Genomic DNA, 21,359 nt, shown 5'->3' on the forward strand with positions numbered 1-21,359 from the left:
AATTTGGGATAATTTTTTAATCTTCTTCACGTAAATATTTTTGTTCTTCTTTAGCGTCTTGAAGTTTAAGTTCTTCTAAGATTTCACGTAATAATAATACTTCTTCTGCAACTTCTGGTTCAACTTCTTTTTCTTCAAATGCACCGAATGTTGCTTTGTTTACGATTTTAACAAACATAAACACAGCAAAACCGATGATTAAGAAGTCGATAATCGATTGAATGAACACACCGTAAGTGATACCGTTCCATTCCCATGCAGATGCGAAATCTGTGTTTCCAAATATTAATGCAATTAGTGGCATGATAATATTCGCTACGAGAGAATCTACAATTTTACCAAATGCTGCACCGATTACGACCGCTACTGCTAAATCTAATACGTTTCCGCGCATCATAAATTCTTTAAATTCTTTAATCATTAAATACACTCCTAAATTAAAACCTTTATATATTATACAATAAAATGATGAAAAGTATATCATTACATCCATAATAAACGAATTGTTATTGTTTTATTCTTTTCCATAACTAAAACTTATATTTAGATATAGGTAGTTCGTATTGAAAAATAATGTTTATATGTTTCAAAATAAGCAAGAAACAGTTACAATTAAATTAACGTATATATTCCGGGGGGAAAATTTTATGACAAAAAATTTACAAGAAAATGCTAAACGCACATTGAATGTAAATGGAATTGAGAAGACATACTACTCACTCAGATCTTTAACAGATGCTGGGTATAGCGATGTTGAAAAGTTACCATATTCTATTCGTGTGTTATTAGAATCTGTGTTACGTCAATATGACGGACATTCTATTCAAGAAAAACATATCGAGTCTCTTGCGAACTGGGACAAAGGTGATTTACAAGGTAAAGAAGTTCCATTTAAACCATCACGTGTAATTCTTCAAGACTTTACAGGTGTACCAGCTGTCGTTGACTTAGCGTCATTACGTAAAGCGATGAACGACAAAAACGGTGACATTCAAAAAATTAACCCAGAAGTACCGGTGGACTTAGTCATTGACCACTCAGTACAAGTTGATTCTTACGGCACACACAGTGCACTCGTTAAAAACATGGAATTAGAATTTGAAAGAAACAAAGAGCGTTACGAATTTTTACGCTGGGCAGCTGAAGCGTTTGATAACTATCAAGCAGTGCCGCCAGCAACAGGTATCGTTCACCAAGTCAACTTAGAGTACTTAGCAAACGTTGTACATGACCGTGACAATGTAATCTTCCCTGACTCACTCGTTGGTACAGACTCACATACGACAATGATCAACGGTTTAGGAGTGCTCGGATGGGGTGTTGGTGGTATCGAAGCTGAAGCAGGAATGCTCGGTCAACCAAGTTACTTCCCATTACCTGAAGTTATTGGGGTTAAATTAAAAAACCAATTACCAGAAGGTGCAACAGCAACAGACTTAGCATTACGTATCACTCAAATGTTACGTGAGCACGGCGTTGTTGGTAAATTCGTTGAGTACTTCGGTGAAGGGGTATCAAACTTACCACTTGCTGACCGTGCAACGATTTCAAACATGGCGCCAGAATACGGTGCAACGAACGCATTATTCCCAGTCGATGAGGAAACGTTAAACTATTTAAGACTGACAGGTCGTTCTGAAGATCATATTGAATTAGTTGAACAGTACTTAAAAGAAAACGACTTATTCTTTAATCCAGATAAAGAACCGACATATTCAGAAGTGCTTGAGCTAGATTTATCAACAGTAGAGCCTTCATTATCAGGACCAAAACGTCCTCAAGATTTAATCTTACTTTCAAAAATGAAAGAAGAATTCGAAGCATCTGTAACGAGAGAAAATGGTAACCACGGTCACGGTTATTCTAAAGAAATCTTCGACCAAAAAGTCGACGTTGAGTATAACGACGGTGGAAAAGAAACTCTTAAAACAGGTGACTTAGTCATCGCTGCTATTACATCTTGTACGAACACATCTAACCCGTACGTTATGTTAGGTGCAGGATTAGTTGCTAAAAAAGCAGTGGAAAAAGGATTATCAGTTCCTAAGCACGTGAAAACTTCACTTGCACCAGGTTCAAAAGTAGTTACTGGTTACCTTGAAAACTCAGGTCTTCAAGAGTATCTAGATAAGCTAGGGTTTAACACTGTTGGTTACGGTTGTACGACATGTATCGGTAACTCAGGTCCATTACGTGACGAAGTAACAGAAGCAATTACTGAAAACGACATGCTCGTGTCATCTGTATTATCTGGTAACCGTAACTTTGAAGGGCGTATCCACCCACTAGTTAAAGCGAACTACTTAGCGTCACCACAGCTCGTAGTTGCTTACGCTTTAGCAGGTACGGTTGATATTGACCTTTATAACGATCCGATTGGACAAGATAAAGACGGTAACGACGTATTTATGAAAGATATCTGGCCATCAATTCAAGAAGTTAGAGATACTGTGTATGAAACAGTAACACCAGAATTATTCAAACGTGAATACGAGACAGTGTTTACTTCAAACGAAACGTGGAACAACATTAAAGTAACAGATGCACCATTATACGACTTCTCTGATGATTCAACGTATATTCAAAACCCAACATTCTTCGAAGATTTACCAGAAGAAGCGGGCAAAGTTGAAGCATTAAATGACCTTAAAGTTCTTGCGAAGTTCGGTGACTCTGTAACGACAGACCACATTTCTCCAGCAGGTGCGATTGGTAAAGATACACCAGCAGGTAAATGGTTAATTGAACAAGGTGTATCACCACGTGACTTTAACTCATACGGTTCTAGACGTGGTAACCATGAAGTAATGGTACGTGGAACATTTGCGAACATTCGTATTCGTAACCAAGTTGCACCAGGAACTGAAGGTGGATACACAACTTATTGGCCAACTGGCGAAGTAATGAGTATTTACGACGCAGCTATGAAGTATAAAGAAGACGGCACTGGTTTAGTTGTACTTGCTGGTGACGACTACGGAATGGGATCAAGCCGTGACTGGGCAGCTAAAGGTACAAACTTACTCGGTGTGAAAGCAGTACTTGCTGCATCATACGAAAGAATTCACCGTTCTAACTTAGTTATGATGGGTGTATTACCGCTTCAATTCGTTGAAGGTAAACACGCTGAAGACTACGGTTTAGAAGGAAACGAAACGTTTAACATCCCTGTAAACGAAGATGTTAAACCAGGAGATATCATTACAATCACTGCGACTAAAGAAGATGGAAGCACTGTAGATATCGATGTTAAAGTGAGATTTGACTCTGAAGTAGAAGTAGACTATTACCGTAACGGTGGTATCTTACAAATGGTACTTAGAGACAAACTTAAAAACTAATTTGTCGAATATAAAAGGCCAAGACATTTGTCTTGGCCTTTATTTCTTTTTAAATAAGTATGCTTTTGGTTCAGTTTTGTTTTTAATCCGCTTCATGTTTGGTATGTGTTTAAAGACGATAAGTATAAATAGTATTCCTGATACGATTTTAAGTGCTAAGTTATTTGTAAACAACGATAGTATAAAGAGCATCGTTACGCCAGATACACTTGCAAGTGATACGTAGTGGAATACAGTTAAGACGATTAAAAAACAGAGTAAAATAATTAAAAAGATGAGAGGCGCAACGGCCATGATCACACCGGCACCAGTTGCGACAGCTTTTCCACCTTTAAACTTTAAAAATATAGAATATACATGGCCAAGTGCTGCACATAATCCAAATATAATGACCGGTATATCTACGTTCGCCCACATCGCTACATATACTGGAATTGCACCTTTTAAAAAGTCTAATATTAAGACGATAACCCCTGATTTCTTACCTAAAATTCTAAACGTATTCGTCGTACCGATATTACCGCTTCCGTGTTGTCTTATATCGACGTTATAAAACACTTTTCCGATAATGTAAGCAAACGGAATCGCGCCAAAAATATATGAAGCAATAAGTAAAACGATTGTTGATAATTCCATTTGACACCCTCATTTTTAATAGTAGGTAATAATATTTTAACACATCTCGCTCGTGTGTATATAATTATTAATGAAGCGTCTATAATAATGTTATGTAAACTTATAAAATATGTTAGAGGTTTTCAAATTGAGGGAAGTACTATAAAATATAAGAAGAGAATTTAATTCGAACGTATGTTTGTAGGAGGTACGCGGTTGGCACATTCAAATTACTCAGATGACTCAATTCAAATATTAGAAGGCCTAGATGCAGTTCGTAAACGTCCAGGTATGTATATTGGATCTACAGACGCAAGAGGTCTTCATCATTTAGTATATGAGATTACAGATAACGCAGTAGATGAAATTATTAACGGCTATGGTAATAAAATAGAAATTACAATCAATAAAAATGGAAGTATTACTGTGAGTGATAACGGACGTGGATTACCGACAGGTATGCACCAAAGTGGTAAGTCGACTCCAGAAGTTATTTTTACTATCCTCCACGCTGGAGGTAAGTTTGGCTCTGGTGGATATAAAACGTCTGGAGGACTTCATGGTGTTGGTGCGTCCGTCGTAAACGCATTATCAGAATGGCTAGAACTTGAAATATGTAGAGACGGTAAACGATATAGTATGTCATTTAAAAACGGTGGAGAAGTTGACGAGCCGTTAAAAGAAATTGGCAATACGAATCAAACCGGAACGCGTGTTACGTTTAAGCCAGATCGTACGATTTTTAAAACGGGTACACAATTTAATTTCGAGACAATCGTTGATCGTATGAGAGAATCAGCATTTTTAGAAAAGAATCTAGAAGTGAGTATTACTGACTTAAATACAGATAAACATGAATTGTTTCATTACGAAGATGGCTTACTTTCTTTTATTAATTTCTTACATGAAGGTAAAGAAAACTTTGGTTCACCGATCGCGTTTTCTGGTAATCTAAACGGTATGCAAGCAGATGTTGCATTTCAATATAATGACCAGTACACAGAAACGGTCATGAGTTTTGTAAACAATGTCCGTACGAAAGACGGCGGTACGCACGAGGTTGGCTTTAAATCATCATTTACACGTATTTTTAATGATTTCGCGCGTAAAATTGGCGAATTAAAAGATAAAGACAAAAACCTCGAAGGTAACGATATTCGTGAAGGGCTAACAGCTGTCATTTCCGTTAAAATTCCTGAAGAGTTACTTCAGTTTGAAGGACAAACAAAAGGGAAGCTCGGTACACCTGAAGCGAGACAATTAATGGATCACGTTTTAAGTGAGAATTTACCATATATTTTAGAAGAGAACGGTGTTTTATCAGCTGAACTCGTTAAAAAAGCAATTAAAGCTAGACAAGTACGTGTCGCTGCACGTAAAGCACGTGAAGAGATGCGTAACGGTAAAAAATCGAAACGTCGTGACGTTTTACTATCTGGTAAGTTAACACCAGCTCAAAGCAAAAACAGAAAGAAAAACGAACTCTTTTTAGTAGAGGGGGACTCTGCAGGAGGTTCGGCGAAACTTGGACGCGATAGAAAATTCCAAGCGATTTTACCGTTAAGAGGTAAAGTGATCAATACAGAACGCGCACGTTTTGAAGATATCTTTAAAAATGAAGAAATAAATACGATTATCCATACGATCGGAGCAGGTGTCGGTAATGAGTTTGATATCGATCAAGTGAACTACGATAAAGTAATCATTATGACAGATGCAGATACGGATGGTGCACACATTCAAGTGCTACTTCTTACTTTCTTCTTTAATTATATGCGTCCACTTTTACATGCAGGTAAAGTGTATATCGCGTTACCTCCGTTATTTAAATTAGAGAAAAAACGTGGTAAAAAACAAGAGACTCGATATGTGTGGACAGAAGAGGAACTTGAAGAAATGAAAGAAGAACTCGGTGATAACGTTGAAATTCAGCGCTACAAAGGTCTCGGGGAAATGATGGCAGACCAGCTTTGGGAGACGACGATGGATCCAGAAAATCGTACACTCATTCAAGTTCTAATTGATGATGAGGCACTTTCGTTAAAACGAGTATCAACTTTAATGGGTGATAACGTTGAAATTAGACGTGACTGGATTGAAGAGAACGTCAGCTTTACGTTAGAAGATGACGCGTCAATACTCGATAGTGATCGTATTGACATTTTAGAGGATGGTGATAGTTATGCATAAACATATTCAACAATTAAAACTTGAAGACGTAATTGGTGACCGCTTTGGTCGATATAGTAAATACGTTATACAAGACCGTGCGATTCCAGATGTACGTGACGGATTAAAACCCGTACAGCGCCGTATTTTATATGCGATGTATAAAGACGGAAATACGTTTAACAAAGGATATCGTAAATCTGCGAAAACTGTCGGTAACGTAATTGGTAACTACCACCCACACGGTGAATCGAGTATATATGACGCGATGGTACGTTTAGGTCAAGACTGGAAGATGCGTGAAGAGCTCGTTCAAATCCACGGTAACAAAGGTTCAGTCGACGGAGACCCACCAGCAGCAATGCGCTATACTGAAGCGCGTCTGTCTGAATTATCAGGTGAGTTATTAAACGATATCGATAAAGATACTGTCGACTTTATGGATAACTTCGACGACACGGCAAAAGAACCGACAGTATTACCGTCAAAGTTTCCAAATATATTAGTGAATGGTTCAACTGGTATTTCAGCGGGTTACGCAACAGATATTCCACCGCATAATTTAGAGGAAGTCATTAACGCCACGCTAAAAGTCATCGATAAACCGACTGTAAAAACAAGTGAATTACTTGAAATTATGCAGGGACCTGATTTCCCAACAGGTGGGATTATTCAAGGTAAAAAAGAACTTCAAAAAGCATATGAAACAGGACAAGGTAGAATTGTCGTGCGTGCAAAAGTCGACGTTGAAACTAAACGTGGAGACAAAGTACATTTAGTCATTACAGAATTACCGTTTGAAGTAAATAAAGCAGCACTTGTTAAAAAGATCGATGAGATTATATTAGATAAAGAAGTCGATGGTATGTTAGAAGTGCGAGATGAAACAGACCGTGACGGTTTAAGAGTGATCATCGAATTACGTAAGGATTCAAATATCGATGCGATACTCAATTACTTATATAAAAAGACGAATTTACAAGTGTCGTATAACTTTAATATGGTCGCAATTAATAATCGCCGACCAAAACTACTAAGTTTAAAAGAGATATTAGAAGCATATATCGCACATCAAAAAGACGTCGTTTTACGTCGTTCTAAATATTTACTCGATGCAGCGTCAAAACGTATGCATATTATCGAAGGATTAATGCGTGCGTTATCGATACTCGACGAAGTTATTCGAATTATACGTGAATCAGAAAACAAGAAGAATGCGAAAGAAAACTTGATGAGCGCGTATGATTTTACTGAACGACAAGCAGAAGCAATCGTCATGCTTCAGTTATATCGATTAACTAATACGGATATCGTCGATTTAGAAAACGAACATGTCGATTTAGAATTCGAAATCAATATGTTAAAAGAAATAATAGATGATGAAAACACGCTTAAAAAAGTGATTAAAAAAGAGTTACGTGACGTGAGACAACAATTCAAATCAGAGCGCTTAACAGTCATCGAAGATAAGATACAATCACTTGAAGTCAATCGTGAGATGTTAATTCGAGAAGAGGATACAGTAATTACTGTGACACGTGACGGATACATTAAGCGTACAAGTCCGAGAAGTTTTGGAGCGAGTCCATTTGAAGAACTCGGTATGAAAGATGACGATGAGTTACTGTTCTTTAAAGAAGGACATACGCTAGAAACGTTACTCGTATTTACGAACCGAGGAAATTATATGGTAATCCCTGTCCATGAACTAGAAGAGATTCGTTGGAAAGACCACGGCGTACATTTATCAAGTAAATATAATATCGAAAGTAATGAGTATCCACTGTTTGCGTATGCGATTGAGTCGTTTGAGGAAGCGGCTTCTATCGTCATTACGACAAAACTTGGTCAAGTGAAGAAAACACCGTTAAAAGATCACGAAATGACACGTATTAACCGTGTGATTACAGCAATCAACTTAAGTAAAGATGACGCAGTCGTTAGCGTGGATGTTGTAACAGACAATACGAGCATATTGTTACTGACTAAAAACGGTATTTCACTTATGTTTAATATCGATGAAGTATCAGAAACTGGTCTTCGAACAAAAGGTGTTAAAGGTATATCGTTAAAAGAAGACGACAAAGTAGTATTAGGACAACTCGTAAAAGACAATGATTACTTGTTATCTGTGACGAATAGAGGAGCCGTGAAACGTACGAGTATCGACGTATTCGAACTCGGAAAACGTAGTCAAGTTGGTAAAATGTTATATAAAACAGTGAAGTCAAAACCGCATGAAGTAGTGCGTGCTACCCTTTACAAAGGGAACTTTAAGATTTTCTTATTTAATGAAAATGATCATACTAGTATTGAAGCAATGGATATTCGTTTATCCGACAAATACTCAAACGGATCCTTTGTGATTGACGAAGACAAATTTGGGGAGATAGAAACCGTAAACTTTTCTAAGTACTTAATACCTTAATCGTATTGTATTTTAGATGTAAGTTGTTAAAATAGAGATATGATAATGTAAAGGGGGAAAATTATCATGGCTGAAAACAAAAATGAAAAACAGTTTTCAAGACGTGACTTCCTGAAGACAACAGGTGTTGCTACTGGTGGTATTATCGGTGGTTCGTTACTTGGTGGACTCATTGGGTTCAACTTAGATGGCGGTAAATCTGATGCACCGACTGTCGGAGGAGGCGATTCTGGTGAAGGTGGCGGCCAATCGGCTGAATCACTTCCAATTAAAGATGCGAGAACATACTTCAGTCGTCAAGACGACTTTAAAAATCTTGCTGCAGCTGCAGATATTATTTATCCAGAAGATGATAATGGACCGGGTGCAACTGAACTCGGTGTACCATATTTCATCGATAGACAAATGTATGGTCATTACGGACATAACGCAACAGACTACCGTTTTGGACCATTTGAACCGATGCGTTCAGACACTCACGGACGTCAAGAGAGAATTACACGTGGTGAGATGATGATTATCGGCTTAAGAAAATTAACAGATGTCAGTCAAGAGGCACACGATAAAAAGTTCCATGAACTTGAAGAGAAACAAATGATTGATATTTTAAAACAATTTGAAGCGGGAGAAGTTGAAACGCCAGGTATGCGTTCAGAGGCATTCTTTGAATTATTAAGAAGCCTTGTAATCGAAGGTGTGTATTCTGACCCGGTTTACGGCGGAAATAGAGATATGGCAGGTTGGAAGATGATCGGTTACCCAGGACCTCGTATGGGATGGGAACACGATATTATGTCTGAAGAGTTCTTAGAACTCGAACCTGAAAGTTTAAGAGATTATCAAGGAGGAGGCGTAACTTATGGCTAAGAAATTAGATAAAGTCGACGTAGTAGTCGTAGGTACCGGCTGGGCTGGTGGAGTAGTAAGTGCTGAAATGGCGAAAGCTGGTAAAAAAGTAGTTACACTAGAGCGTGGTGGACACGCAAACCGACAAGACTATATCGGTGTAAAAGACGAGCTTCGTTTTGATAATCGTTTCCAAATCATGCAAAACTTAAAAGGTGACACAGTAACGTCACGTAACGAATTGGACGAAACAGCGTTACCTGTTCGTACGATGAAAGACTTCCAATTAGGAGTTAACGTCGGAGGAGCAAGTGTGCACTGGGCAGGTAGTACATATCGTTACTGGCCATATGACTTTGAAATTCGTAGTATGACTGAAGAGCGCTACGGAAAAGATAAAATTCCTGAAGAAATGTCGATTCAAGACTGGGGAATTACTTACGAAGAGCTTGAGCCATATTATGAAATGTGGGAGAAAACAGCAGGTATTGGTGGAGAACAAGATCCATTAGCTCCAGAACGTAAAATGGAATGGCCAAACCCACCAATGGAAGAAACTCCTCCATTAAAATTATTTAAAGATGCTGCGAGAGAACTCGGATTACATCCGTTCCAAATGGCGTCAGGAAACATGTCTCAAAACTATGAAAACCCTGATGGTGAAAAGATGAACGCTTGTATGTACTGTTCATTCTGTACACGTGCAGGCTGTGACTTCAGTGCAAAATCTGACCCACTCGCAACTGTTATTCCGACTGCTTTAAAACACGATAACTTTGAATTACGTACAAACTCTCTTGCTCGTAGAGTACTGTACAACAAAGATTCTAAAAAAGCAGAAGGTATTCTATATACAGACTTAGTAACTGGTGAAGAATATGAGCAACCAGCAGACGTTGTTGTACTTGCAGCATTTGCGATTTCTAACAACCGTCTACTTATGCTTTCAGATATCGGTGAACAGTACGATCCAAAAACTCGTAAAGGTGTAATTGGACGTAACTTCAACGGTCAATACAACTCTTCATTTAACGGTGCGAGAGGATTCTTCGACGATAAGAAGTTTAACTTATACATGGGTGCAGGAGCACTTGGTGCATGCTTAAACGACTATCAAGCGGATAACTTTGACCACACTGATTTAGACTTCATCGGTGGTGGATGTATCGAATTACGTCAATACGGATTCGGTGCGATCGCTAGTGGACAAAACATTAAAGGCGATACACCAACTTGGGGTAAAGAGTTTAAAGAAGAGTCACTAAAATATGCATACAGTATGCTACATGTTTGGTATTCTGCGTGTACTTTATCTTACTACCACAACTACACAGACTTAGACCCAACTTATAAAGATGAGTTTGGTGATCCGTTACTACGTGTAACTTACAAGTTTGGTGACAACGAACGTAACATCGCGAAGTTCGGTGTAGAAAGATGTCATGAAATCTTAGAAGCGATGGGTGCAGACCACATCGAAGATGACCAAGTACCAGAAGAATTTGACCACAAATATCAAGGTGGACACTACACAGGTGGAGTTATCATGGGTGAATCAAGTGAGAACTCAGCAGTCAACAACTACCTACAAATGTGGGACGTTGACAACCTATTCGTAGTCGGTGGATCAGCATTCCCTCAATTCGGAGGACACCACCCAACACCAACAATCGGTGCACTCGCATACCGTGCGTCAGAAGGTATTCTTAAATACTTAGACGATGGTGGCGGACAATTAGTAAAAGACAAAGAAGCGGCGAACGCATAATATTAAACATTATTCGCACACCCTCTAATGTTAGATGAAATTCTAGTTTTAGGGGGTTTTTCTTCTTAAATAAAAATCATTTGTATAGACAAAGTGAAATAAAAAGCTTATTATATAAGTAACAGAACCCACCACGCCTCTTAACAATGCGTACCATGGTGGGACTTTTTTTATATCTTGATAAGGGGGACCTTATGGTAAACGGTGATAATATGCACATTAAACAACCAAAAACATATGAGGAACAAATCGATTTATTAAAAAAACGTGGACTTATTATAGAAGATGAATCATATGCTATAGATATACTTAGTAAAATTAATTATTATCGTTTTAGCGCCTATACTTTAACTTTAAAGAGTAATGATATATTTTATGAAGGTGCTTCATTTAATCATATATATAAATTGTATGAATTTGATAGAAAGTTACGTTTAGAATTACTATCATTATTGGAGAAAATTGAAGTTTCCTTTCGTACTAAAATCTCCTACTATTTGGCCCATAAATATGGTTCAACATCATATCTAGATGAATCTAACTTTAAAAATTTAGACTATTTCAACGATATGAGAACTCAAATTAATCATGAAGTACATAGAAGTAAAGAACTATTTATTATTCATCATAAAGAAAAATATAAATCCATATTTCCAATTTGGGTTGTAATTGAAGTCACTTCATTCAGTTTACTTTCAAAAATATACTCGAACTTACATGATAATGATCAAGATGGAATTGCAATTACTTTTAACAACAACCGTTTTTATATTAGAAACTGGTTATATGCTTTATCTACTTTAAGAAATATCTGTGCGCACTTTGGTAGACTATATAACAGACATTTACCTATTCATTTTAAACTATCAAAAGCGGATCGAAAGAAAATAAAATATGGCAATACTACTTTTGCAGCTATTTATGTGATTTGTAAAATTTTAAATGATAAAGTTTTAACGAAAATACTATTAACAAATATCTCAGAACTTTTTAATGAGTATGAAGAAGTGGATATTACTCAATTAGGTTTTCCTGAAAACTGGACAAATATTTTAGAAACCATATAAAAGTATCGTAATAAATTAGGTTTAATAAATTCATTTATTACGGTGCTTAATATTATGAACTTTTAGTTATTTAGGCGTTTATTTAACAAAAAATGTGCGATTTTGTTAGATATCTGCGGATAATTAACATATTTTAGTTTTTCGACCTTGTTTTTGTTAGATATATCAGGATAATTAACAAATTTTAGTTTTTTTGTCTACTTTTTGTTAAATATATCCAGATATCTAACATATTGTGAGTTATTTTGTTAAATAATTACTGCCAACTACTACTCAACCATCTAAATTGCCTTTTAAAACTGTATATGATACATTTAAGTCAAAATATGAATGCGTTTTCAGGAAAGGAGATTGATGATGAAAAAGCTTTCTGCTGATAATACTGTTTTTTCTTTTTCTAAAGATCACGAACCGGTCATGTTTATTGATAGTGGCGAAACGATTGAAGTTGAGACGGTTGATGGGTTATCAAACCAAATTCGTAAGGAATCGGATATGATTGATTCACTCGACTGGGATAGAGTGAATCCAGCAACGGGACCTATTTTTGTCAACGGTGCTGAAAAAGGTGACACGCTTAAAGTAACGATTGAAAAAATTAATATCGATATTCAAGGTGTGCTTTTAACAGGTCCAGGAATTGGAATGCTTGGTGATGAACTCACTGAGATGACTAAAAAGATTGTACAGATTAAAGATGATAAAGTAATATTTAACGATAAACTTTCGTTCCCAATTACTAAGATGATTGGTGTTATTGGAGTTGCTCCTGAACAAGATGAAATACCTTGTGGGACTCCAGATTCTCATGGTGGAAATATGGATACGACGATTATTAAAGAAGAATCTGTCGTTTATTTCCCAGTTCGTACAGAAGGTGCGTTACTCTGCTTAGGAGATTTCCACGGTGCGATGGGAGATGGTGAAATTTGTGGTACAGGCGTTGAAATTGCTGGTTCTGCCGTTTTAAAAGTTGAAGTGATTAAAGATAATGAGATCGAACATCCAATCGTCAAATATGATGAAGGACTTTCGTTTATCGTTTCAAAAGAAACGCTCGATGAGTCGGTGAAAGAAGCGACAAAACAAGCGGTTCATTACTTAGCTAAAAATACTGACTTAGAATTAGACGAAGCTGCGATGTTACTAAGCGCAGTCGGTCAAGCACAAATCAGTCAAGTCGTCGATCCACTCATGACAACACGGTTTTTAATCCCACAATTTGTATTAGATACGTATGACTTAAACTTCTATTAAGATAAAGAACTCAAGACACTTCTCACTATAAAGAGAAGTGTCTTTTTGTGCTATCATTATAATTAATAGTGTTTCTATAGAGGTGAATGTAGTGGGGAAGTTTTTAGATTTTTTCTTTTCTAAAAGAAGTCGTGAGGATCGTGAGCGTGCGGGTGTTTTATCGCTTAGAGAAAAACTTGAACAAGATTATCGTGAAGATGGATATGATAAGATTCCGTATATCGCGTCTGAAGGGGATGCGAATGATCTGTTAAAGCAAATTAAAGTATCTAATACGTTATTGCCACATAAATCGTATATGACGTTTATTAATGACTACAAGTTAGTGTTTGGTCACGTTATTATGCTTTGGTGGATTAAAAATGTGAATCGTAAACGTGCACCGAAGTTCTTCTCACAAGAGTATGGTTTAAATTATAAAGAAGAATTCGAATGGCTGAAGAAAAATGGTTATGTAGATGAAAATACGTTGACGTCAAAAGGAGAAGAGCTTTTAACTTGTCATCCTGACATTATTGAACATCATCAGGAGAAGTTTAGGTAAGAAAGCTAGCTGATAATCCGGATATTTAACAAAAATTTTCGGAATATGTTAGATATCTCAGGATAATGAACATATTTTGATTGTTCGAGCTGATTTTTGTTAGATATATCAATATAATTAACAAATTTTGGTTGGATGAACTGATTTTTGTTAAATATCTCAGGATAATTAACAAATTTTGGTTGGATGAACTGATTTTTGTTAAATATATCAATATAATTAACAAATTTTGGTCGGATGAACTGATTTTTGTTAAATATATCATTTTATCTAACAAAAAAGCGTCGAAACAACGTAAAAGTGTTAAATAACGGCACTTATCACGCATATCAAAACTAAAATCAAACAATATTGAACAATATCAAGCACTTCTCACTATTAGAGAAGTGCTTTTTTACCGGTTATACCGATATTTTTACCACTTACGAATTTTTTAACTGTAATTTTAAATATAATTGTATACTGAATTTAGCAAGAGAGGGAGGGGTCGAAAGTGAAGATTAATCTTATTATCGATAGTAGTTTAAATGAAAATGAAGTGAAAGTGTACGCGCAAAATGCTACTGTTGGCGCACGGGTCTTGTCATATGTCGATCATTTTACGAAAGACAAAGAAAACATCACTGTGAAATCTGATGATGAATTCACCGTCATTAAAAAGATGGATATCGTTTGTGCTGAGATTCATAACAAAGTGTTGACGATTTATACGAATAAAGAAACTGTACAGACTTACAAAAGCCTCTCGACATTTTTAGATGAACTGAATTCTAATACGTTTATGCAAGTATCGAAGTCAGAGCTATTGAACATACAGAAGATTAAAAAAGTCGAGCCGTCTTTTTCTGGGAATTTAATTGCAGTCATGTCGAACGGACAAAAGGTCAATATTTCAAGACGATTTGTATCAATTTTAAAAGAAAGGTTGGGGATTTAAATGTTAGGAAATGCTTTAAAGTTTATGGTTCAATCTGTACTAATCGGAAGTTTTATTTATTTAGTTTCACTTATGACTTTAGAACCTTCTAAGGAGATTATGTCAGTATGGATTGCCTCTTCACTTATCGGACTCGCAACGTGTGCACATTTAACAAAAATGCCACCACCTCTTGCTGGACTCATTCAACTCATTGTCGGTACAGTCGCTTTTACAATTGTTGCGGTGATGAACGGATGGATATCAGCTACTTTATCGGACATATTATTATACGCCGCTGACATCATCGTCATTATTTTAATCATCCAAAGTGTATATATAATCATGGCAATTCGCGATAGTAGAGAAATTAACAAAAAATTAAAGGATAAATAACGAAGTGCCACCGAGAGCTTCTCGGTGGCACTTTTATTTCTCACTTACTATATATATTGAAAAATACAGTTTTCATAATGTAGTATTATACACATAACGAATATAGGAGGCACTTATGGGATTAAATATTAACAATCTATCAAAACAGTTCGGCGATTTTACAGCTGTTGACAATTTAAACTTTATGGTCCAAGAAGGGGATATGTATGGTTTACTTGGTGGAAATGGCGCAGGTAAAACGACAACGTTTCGTATGATCTTAAATATATTAAAACCAACGAGTGGTTCTGTAACGTTTAACGATAAAAAATCGATTACAACTTTACAGACTACATTGGATATTTGCCTGAAGAGCGTGGATTACATCCAAAACTAACTGTTGAAGAGCAAGTGCTTTATCTGGCGCAACTTAAAAACATGTCTAAACAAGACGCTAAAAAGCAATTAGAATATTGGCTAGAGCGCTTTAAAGTATCTGAAAACATGAAGAAAAAAATCGGAGCGTTATCTAAAGGGAACCAGCAAAAAATTCAACTCATTGCGAGTATTATCCATAATCCAAAGTTACTCATACTCGACGAGCCGTTTTCTGGATTAGACCCGGTTAACGTAGAATTATTAAAAGAAGCGGTCAAAGAGTTAAACAAAAATGGTGCGACGATTATTTTTAGTACACATCGTATGGAACACGTTGAAGAGTTATGTGAATCAATTTGTATTTTAAAACGTGGGAAACAAGTCGCAGAAGGCTCTATTAAATCTATTAAAGATGACTTTAAGCAAAAAACGATATTCATTCGTGGAACACATGACGTATCGTTCTTAAAAGATCATCTAGGTGTTTTATCTTACAATAAAAAGAATGATTTAGTAACACTAAAAATTGAAGATGAAACATTCGCTCAACCGATTTACGATCGCGTAACACCACTTGGTTATTTTAGTGAGTTTAGCGTAAAAGATCCGACGTTAAACGAAATATTTATAAGTAAAGTGGGTGAGCACGATGAATAAATTTTTAGCGACGTTATTGTCGACGTATATACAAAAAATTAAAGCGAAATCGTTTATAATTACGACGCTATTACTCGTTCTGTTTGTATTTGCAGGTATGAACTTCGACAAAATTTTAAATCTATTTGATAGTGAAGATGAAAAAACAGTAATAACGATAGAAGCGACAGAACAAGATAAAAAAGTCGTTACGGATGTTATTACGTCGTTCGACGATACGATTCTAATAGAGCCAGATGCTAAGAACGTATTAGAAATCGATTCTAAAGAGCTACCAATCAAAGCAACGCTAACTTCTGACGGCGAATTATCTAACGATAACCGTCAAGCGATAGAGTTTGCTCTTGATGAGTTAAATAAAATCTACGTGACAAATGCGATTGATATCTCTGAAGAGGATTTAGCGTTACTTGATTCACGTGTAGATTTAACTGTCAAAAGTAGTGACTCTGACGGTGAAGGGGAAGTAGAAGAAGGCGGATTTTTCGAAAGTGAGAACTTACTGAATTTAGTTATTATTTATGCAGTCATTATGCTTATGTTCTTTATCATCATTGGATATGCGAGTCAAATCGCAACGGAAATTGCTCAAGAAAAATCATCACGAGTCATTGAAATGATCGTATCAAGTATATCTCCAACGCAGCACGTATTAGCGAAAGTAAGTGCGATTATACTCGTATCTTTCACACAGATATTGATTGTAATTGGTCTAGGGCTAATTGCATTTAAAACGTCTTCTTTACAAGAGACGTTATCAGAATTTGAATTAGTTTCAAATGAACACACTGTACCAATTATTGTTTACTCTGTTGTATTTTTAGTGCTCGGATTATTACTATATTTAATATTTGCAGCATTACTTGGATCGTTTATATCGCGTATGGAAGACTTACAGCAAGGACTCATGCCATTATCATTTATTTCAATCGGTGGATTTTATATCGGTCTATTTAACATCATGAATAGTGACGGAACTTTACTCAAGATAAGTAGTTATGTCCCATTCTTTACACCGTATACAATGCCAGTACGACTTCTTAACTTAGATACGCCGATGAGTGTCATATATATCGGTATCGCAATTCTCGCTATTTCAATCATATTATTGCTGTTCTTAACGACGACAGTGTACAAGCGAAACGTGTTAATGAATGATTCTAATATGTTAAAATCGATTAAAAAATTGAAAAATATGTAAAATAAATGCCGATGGGATATCCCATCGGCATTTTACTTAGTTAAATAAGTTTTTAATGGCTTCAAATAGTGATCTAAAGAATGATTTAATAGACTCGATGAGCCCTTGTCCTTCTTCACTTTCAGCGAAGTCTTTAATATCGTTACCTAAGTTTTTCGCTTTATCTTTTGCGTCTTTAAAAGCATCACTATCTTTAATTTGGTTAAGTAAGTCTTTAGAACTTTCTAAGATTTTTGTTGCAGATTCTTCATTGAAAAATCCTGAGTTTTTAATTTGGATAATAATGTTAATGATTTGAGTTTTTTGTTCTTCAGTCACGATACCATCGAGTCCGTTGTCTTTAATTTTTTCATCGACAATTTGACGGATGTCGTCTTCTGTGAGGTTTGCACCGTTGTTAATTTGGTTAATGATCGTAATTTTGATTTCGGTAATTGCTTTGTTTAATTGTGCTTCACTAAAGCCGTCTTTACCTTCGTTTTCAGACGTGATGTCTGAGATTGTGTTTAATTCATCTTGAGCGTTTTTCGTATATTCAGGATTTAAACTATCCCCTTGGACTTCATACGCTTTATAAATTCCTGTTAACGCTGATTCTCCTGTAACGTCGTGTGGTGCAGCGATTACGACATCTGCATTAGTCACACCTGCTGTAATCAATGCGTTTTGATAAGTTTGTGGACTAATTTGAGTGATTTTACCGTACGTTTCGTCGATATCAATTTTTAGTCCGCCAGAATTCTTCTCCATAATGCGAATACTAGAGAATAAAATACTGTCGTCATATCGATAGTTAATATATTTTTCAGTGTCGTTACCATATACGTAATCGACGATGTCATCATCTTTAGTTCCTAATAATTTTGCTATTTGCTCTTGTTGAGGTGAATCTTTAAGACCAGCACCATAAATTGTGACGCTTTCTTTCCATGCGCTTGCAGCGAGAGCTGGTGTTGCGAGTGTAATCGTTAATAAAAGCGATGCGATTACTGCTATCCACTTTTTCATATATAAACATACCTCTCTTACTTCTAAATTTGTTTTAAGGATACTATATTCATTGTCGTTATACAAAAGATAAGGTATTTACGCTTCGTAAAAATATGTTATTCTAATATAGAACATATGTTCGTATTAGGAGGTAGCGTATGTACAATTATCATTTATGTCCAAAGAGAGATATATTTTGTATCGATCAGAAAAGTTTCTTTGCGAGTGTATCTTGTATTATGAATGGATGGGATCCGAATACGACGTACCTCGCGGTCGTTGGTGATGTTGATTCGATGGGGTCTGTCGTATTAGCAGCAACACCAAAGATGAAAGAACTCGGTATTAAAACAGGATCGAGACATTTTGAAATACCAAAAGGCGAACATATTAAAGTTATTAATCCTTCGATGAAAACCTATTTAACGTATTCAAAGCGTATTACAGAAATTGCTTTACAATACGTTGCACCTGAAGATTTTCATCAATATTCGATTGACGAATTTTTTATGGATGTGACAGATAGTTATCATTTATTTGCTGAAACACCGTATGCGTTAGCTGAAATGTTAAAAGCACATATTTATAGAGAAACGAAAATTGACTGTGCGATTGGGATTGGAGATAACGTGTTGTTAAGTAAAGTATCTTTAGATATTGAAGCAAAGAAAATGCCGAGCGGTATTACAGAGTGGCGCTATCATGACATTCCTGCAAAACTGTGGCCGATTACACCGTTAAGAGATTTTTTTGGTATTAATAAACGTTCAGAAAAGAAATTGAATCAGCGGGGTATATTTACTGTTAAAGACTTAGCACTTTATCCGGTAGAATATTTAAAAAGAGATTTTGGCGTGATTGGAATCGACTGGCATATGCACGCAAACGGTATTGATTTTAGTAAATTAAGTGAAAAATACAATGCGAAAAGCCCGACAATCGCAAAAAGTCAAATACTAATGAGAGATTATCAATTTCACGAATTATATGTCGTCTTACTCGAGCACGTGGATGAGGTCATCCATCGACTTCGTTTAATGAATAAGCGCGCACGAACGATACATTTTCAAGTGTCGACAAAATTCGGGAAATCGTACGGGAAACAATTTACAATTGATGAAGGGACACATGACGAAAACGAAGTGATGTTTGGTATTTGGATGCGACTGACAAAAATTGCTGATACAGACGCACTGTATCGTACGATTAGTGTTAGCTTAACGAATTTAATTCGTAATGATTATATACAAGGTAATTTATTTAAAGATAATGAAAAAGAGTATAAACGAGATCAACTGTTAAAGACAATCGACGAATTAAAAGTGAAATACGGAACACTTAGTGTGATGCGTGCGTTAAGTATGACAGAAGCCTCGACGTTAAAACTAAGAGAAGGGTTAATTGCGGGTCATAAACGCTAAAAAAGCTATATAAATTATGCTATAATGATAGATTGATATTAAGTTATGCAGAAAATGGTATGAATAGAATACTATAGTAAAAAAATGCTATACTTTAACCGATGAAACGAGTATACGATAAAGGATTGAAACGAATGGAGTTTGTAGAACTTACACAAGAAGAATTTGAACAATATACGAAAGAAAACTTTAGTCATTTTACACAGACGTTAGATAACTATCGTTTAAAGCAAGATGAAGGCACAGAGAGTTATCTCGTCGGTTTAAAACATGATGGTGAAGTAAAAGCAGCGTGTTTAGTTACGCTCGGTCGTGTAATGAAATTCTTTAACTTTGCTTATACGAACCGTGGTCCAGTGTTAGATTACAGTAACGAAAATATCGTTAAAGCATTTTTTAGAGGTCTAGAATCATTTTTAAAAAATAAAAAAGTCGTGTATCTTCGTGTAGATCCATATGTCGTACTAAACGTACGTGACCACGACGGAAATATTCTAGAAGAAAAAGACAGTCATCAATTATTTGATACGTTTAAAAATCTTGGGTATGACCATGACGGATTTACAGTTGGCTTTAGCCCAGACACTCAAATTAGGTGGCATTCAACATTAGATTTAAAAGATAAGACTGAAAAAGAAATATTTAATGACTTTGATCAACTACGTAAACGTAATATTAAAAAAGCTGAAAAAGATGGAATAAAAGTTAAATATCTCGATTTAGATGACATCGATATATTTACTGACTTTATGGAAGACACAAGTGAGATGAAAGAATTCTTTGACCGTGGACCGAAGTTTTACAAGTCACGTAAACAATATTTCGGTGATAATGTTATGATTCCACTCGCATATGTTGATTTAAATGAATATGTAGATACGTTACAGTCTGACGTTCAAAAAATGCAAAAAGATTTAAACAAAGCAGAAAAACAACTGGAACGTCATCCAGATAATAAGAAAGCACAAAATAAAGTAAAGAACTTTAAAGAACAACTTGCTAACATTGAGAAAAAATTAGAAGAAGGTCTAAAACTTCGTGAAACTCACGGTGAAGAGTTGCCGGTTGCAGCGAGTTATTATATCAATACACCACATGAAGTTGCATATTTAGCTGGAGGCACTGCAAATGAATTTAGACATTTTGCAGGAAGCTATAGTATCCAATGGGAAATGATTAAATACGCTATAGAACATGGCGTAGATATATATAATTTCTACGGAATTAGTGGGAAGTTTACAGAAGATGCTGAAGACTATGGTGTTATTCAATTTAAAAAAGGGTTTAATGCAACGGTCAATGAATATATTGGAGATTTTGTAAAGCCAATCAATAAAACATTAGATAAGTTATATCACCTGTTAAAAAGATAAGGAAAGAGAGAAA

Annotated in this window: 17 protein-coding genes and 1 pseudogene; 15 read left to right on the forward strand and 3 right to left on the reverse strand. The window is 35.8% G+C overall.

The annotated features are described in order from the left end of the window. Nucleotides 1-16: 16 nt before the first annotated feature. The gene (mscL, locus tag HMPREF3029_RS03695) at nt 17-421 is read right to left on the reverse strand and encodes a large conductance mechanosensitive channel protein MscL (RefSeq protein ID WP_070709898.1); all 405 of its coding nucleotides are present in this window, start codon (nt 419-421) and stop codon (nt 17-19) included. Nucleotides 422-647: 226 nt separating this feature from the next. Between mscL and acnA the strand changes: the two genes are divergently transcribed. After that, a complete protein-coding gene (acnA, locus tag HMPREF3029_RS03700; RefSeq protein ID WP_070709900.1) occupies nt 648-3,341 on the forward strand; it encodes an aconitate hydratase AcnA in 2,694 nt (897 codons plus the stop codon). A 39-nt stretch (nt 3,342-3,380) separates the two neighbouring features. Here the strand turns inward: acnA and plsY are convergent, their stop codons facing one another. Continuing rightward, nucleotides 3,381-3,977, reverse strand: coding sequence for a glycerol-3-phosphate 1-O-acyltransferase PlsY (plsY, locus tag HMPREF3029_RS03705; RefSeq protein ID WP_070622755.1), 597 nt, complete (start codon nt 3,975-3,977; stop codon nt 3,381-3,383). 174 nt (nt 3,978-4,151) lie between these two features. Here plsY and parE point away from each other — a divergent pair, with 174 nt between their 5' ends. The 12 genes and pseudogenes from parE to HMPREF3029_RS03760 all read left to right on the forward strand — a co-directional run bounded on the left by parE (nt 4,152) and on the right by HMPREF3029_RS03760 (nt 17,562). Beyond that, nucleotides 4,152-6,146, forward strand: a complete 1,995-nt coding sequence (gene parE, locus HMPREF3029_RS03710; protein ID WP_070709902.1) for a DNA topoisomerase IV subunit B — start codon at nt 4,152-4,154, stop codon at nt 6,144-6,146. Further along, the gene (gene parC, locus HMPREF3029_RS03715) at nt 6,139-8,553 is read left to right on the forward strand and encodes a DNA topoisomerase IV subunit A (RefSeq protein WP_070709904.1); all 2,415 of its coding nucleotides are present in this window, start codon (nt 6,139-6,141) and stop codon (nt 8,551-8,553) included. Before parE ends, parC begins: the two co-directional genes overlap by 8 nt. Before the next feature lie 66 nt (nt 8,554-8,619). Then, nucleotides 8,620-9,420: a gluconate 2-dehydrogenase subunit 3 family protein gene (locus HMPREF3029_RS03720; protein ID WP_070456658.1), complete on the forward strand. Its 801-nt coding sequence runs from the start codon at nt 8,620-8,622 to the stop codon at nt 9,418-9,420. Further along, on the forward strand, nt 9,413-11,167 hold the full coding sequence (locus HMPREF3029_RS03725; RefSeq protein ID WP_070709906.1) for a GMC family oxidoreductase: 1,755 nt from the start codon (nt 9,413-9,415) through the stop codon (nt 11,165-11,167). Before HMPREF3029_RS03720 ends, HMPREF3029_RS03725 begins: the two co-directional genes overlap by 8 nt. A 194-nt stretch (nt 11,168-11,361) precedes the next feature. Beyond that, the gene (locus tag HMPREF3029_RS03730) at nt 11,362-12,234 is read left to right on the forward strand and encodes an Abi family protein (RefSeq protein WP_084778844.1); all 873 of its coding nucleotides are present in this window, start codon (nt 11,362-11,364) and stop codon (nt 12,232-12,234) included. A 357-nt stretch (nt 12,235-12,591) separates the two neighbouring features. Continuing rightward, nucleotides 12,592-13,491: an acetamidase/formamidase family protein gene (locus HMPREF3029_RS03735; RefSeq protein WP_070709908.1), complete on the forward strand. Its 900-nt coding sequence runs from the start codon at nt 12,592-12,594 to the stop codon at nt 13,489-13,491. Between the two features lie 91 nt (nt 13,492-13,582). Beyond that, nucleotides 13,583-14,035: a hypothetical protein gene (locus HMPREF3029_RS03740; RefSeq protein ID WP_070709910.1), complete on the forward strand. Its 453-nt coding sequence runs from the start codon at nt 13,583-13,585 to the stop codon at nt 14,033-14,035. Between the two features lie 493 nt (nt 14,036-14,528). After that, on the forward strand, nt 14,529-14,972 hold the full coding sequence (locus HMPREF3029_RS03745) for a LytTR family DNA-binding domain-containing protein (protein ID WP_070709912.1): 444 nt from the start codon (nt 14,529-14,531) through the stop codon (nt 14,970-14,972). Next, nucleotides 14,973-15,347, forward strand: coding sequence for a DUF3021 family protein (locus HMPREF3029_RS03750; RefSeq protein ID WP_070709914.1), 375 nt, complete (start codon nt 14,973-14,975; stop codon nt 15,345-15,347). A 202-nt stretch (nt 15,348-15,549) separates the two neighbouring features. Continuing rightward, a pseudogene (locus HMPREF3029_RS09620) lies at nt 15,550-15,965 on the forward strand (ABC transporter ATP-binding protein); the annotation flags it as partial. 63 nt (nt 15,966-16,028) lie between these two features. Then, nucleotides 16,029-16,361 carry an ATP-binding protein DrrA1-3 family domain-containing protein gene (locus HMPREF3029_RS09625; protein WP_246830701.1) on the forward strand — a complete coding sequence of 111 codons (333 nt, stop codon included), beginning with the start codon at nt 16,029-16,031 and terminating at the stop codon, nt 16,359-16,361. Continuing rightward, nucleotides 16,354-17,562 carry an ABC transporter permease gene (locus HMPREF3029_RS03760; protein WP_070709916.1) on the forward strand — a complete coding sequence of 403 codons (1,209 nt, stop codon included), beginning with the start codon at nt 16,354-16,356 and terminating at the stop codon, nt 17,560-17,562. Before HMPREF3029_RS09625 ends, HMPREF3029_RS03760 begins: the two co-directional genes overlap by 8 nt. Before the next feature lie 36 nt (nt 17,563-17,598). Here the strand turns inward: HMPREF3029_RS03760 and HMPREF3029_RS03765 are convergent, their stop codons facing one another. Beyond that, nucleotides 17,599-18,570, reverse strand: coding sequence for a DUF1002 domain-containing protein (locus HMPREF3029_RS03765; RefSeq protein WP_070709918.1), 972 nt, complete (start codon nt 18,568-18,570; stop codon nt 17,599-17,601). 140 nt (nt 18,571-18,710) lie between these two features. Here HMPREF3029_RS03765 and HMPREF3029_RS03770 point away from each other — a divergent pair, with 140 nt between their 5' ends. After that, nucleotides 18,711-19,973: a Y-family DNA polymerase gene (locus HMPREF3029_RS03770; RefSeq protein ID WP_070456634.1), complete on the forward strand. Its 1,263-nt coding sequence runs from the start codon at nt 18,711-18,713 to the stop codon at nt 19,971-19,973. A 134-nt stretch (nt 19,974-20,107) separates the two neighbouring features. Further along, nucleotides 20,108-21,346: an aminoacyltransferase gene (locus HMPREF3029_RS03775; RefSeq protein ID WP_070709920.1), complete on the forward strand. Its 1,239-nt coding sequence runs from the start codon at nt 20,108-20,110 to the stop codon at nt 21,344-21,346. The last annotated feature ends 13 nt before the right edge of the window (nt 21,347-21,359 follow it).

It is taken from the genome of Nosocomiicoccus sp. HMSC059G07 (genome assembly GCF_001815515.1).
Classification (GTDB): Bacteria; Bacillota; Bacilli; order Staphylococcales; family Salinicoccaceae; genus Nosocomiicoccus; species Nosocomiicoccus ampullae_A.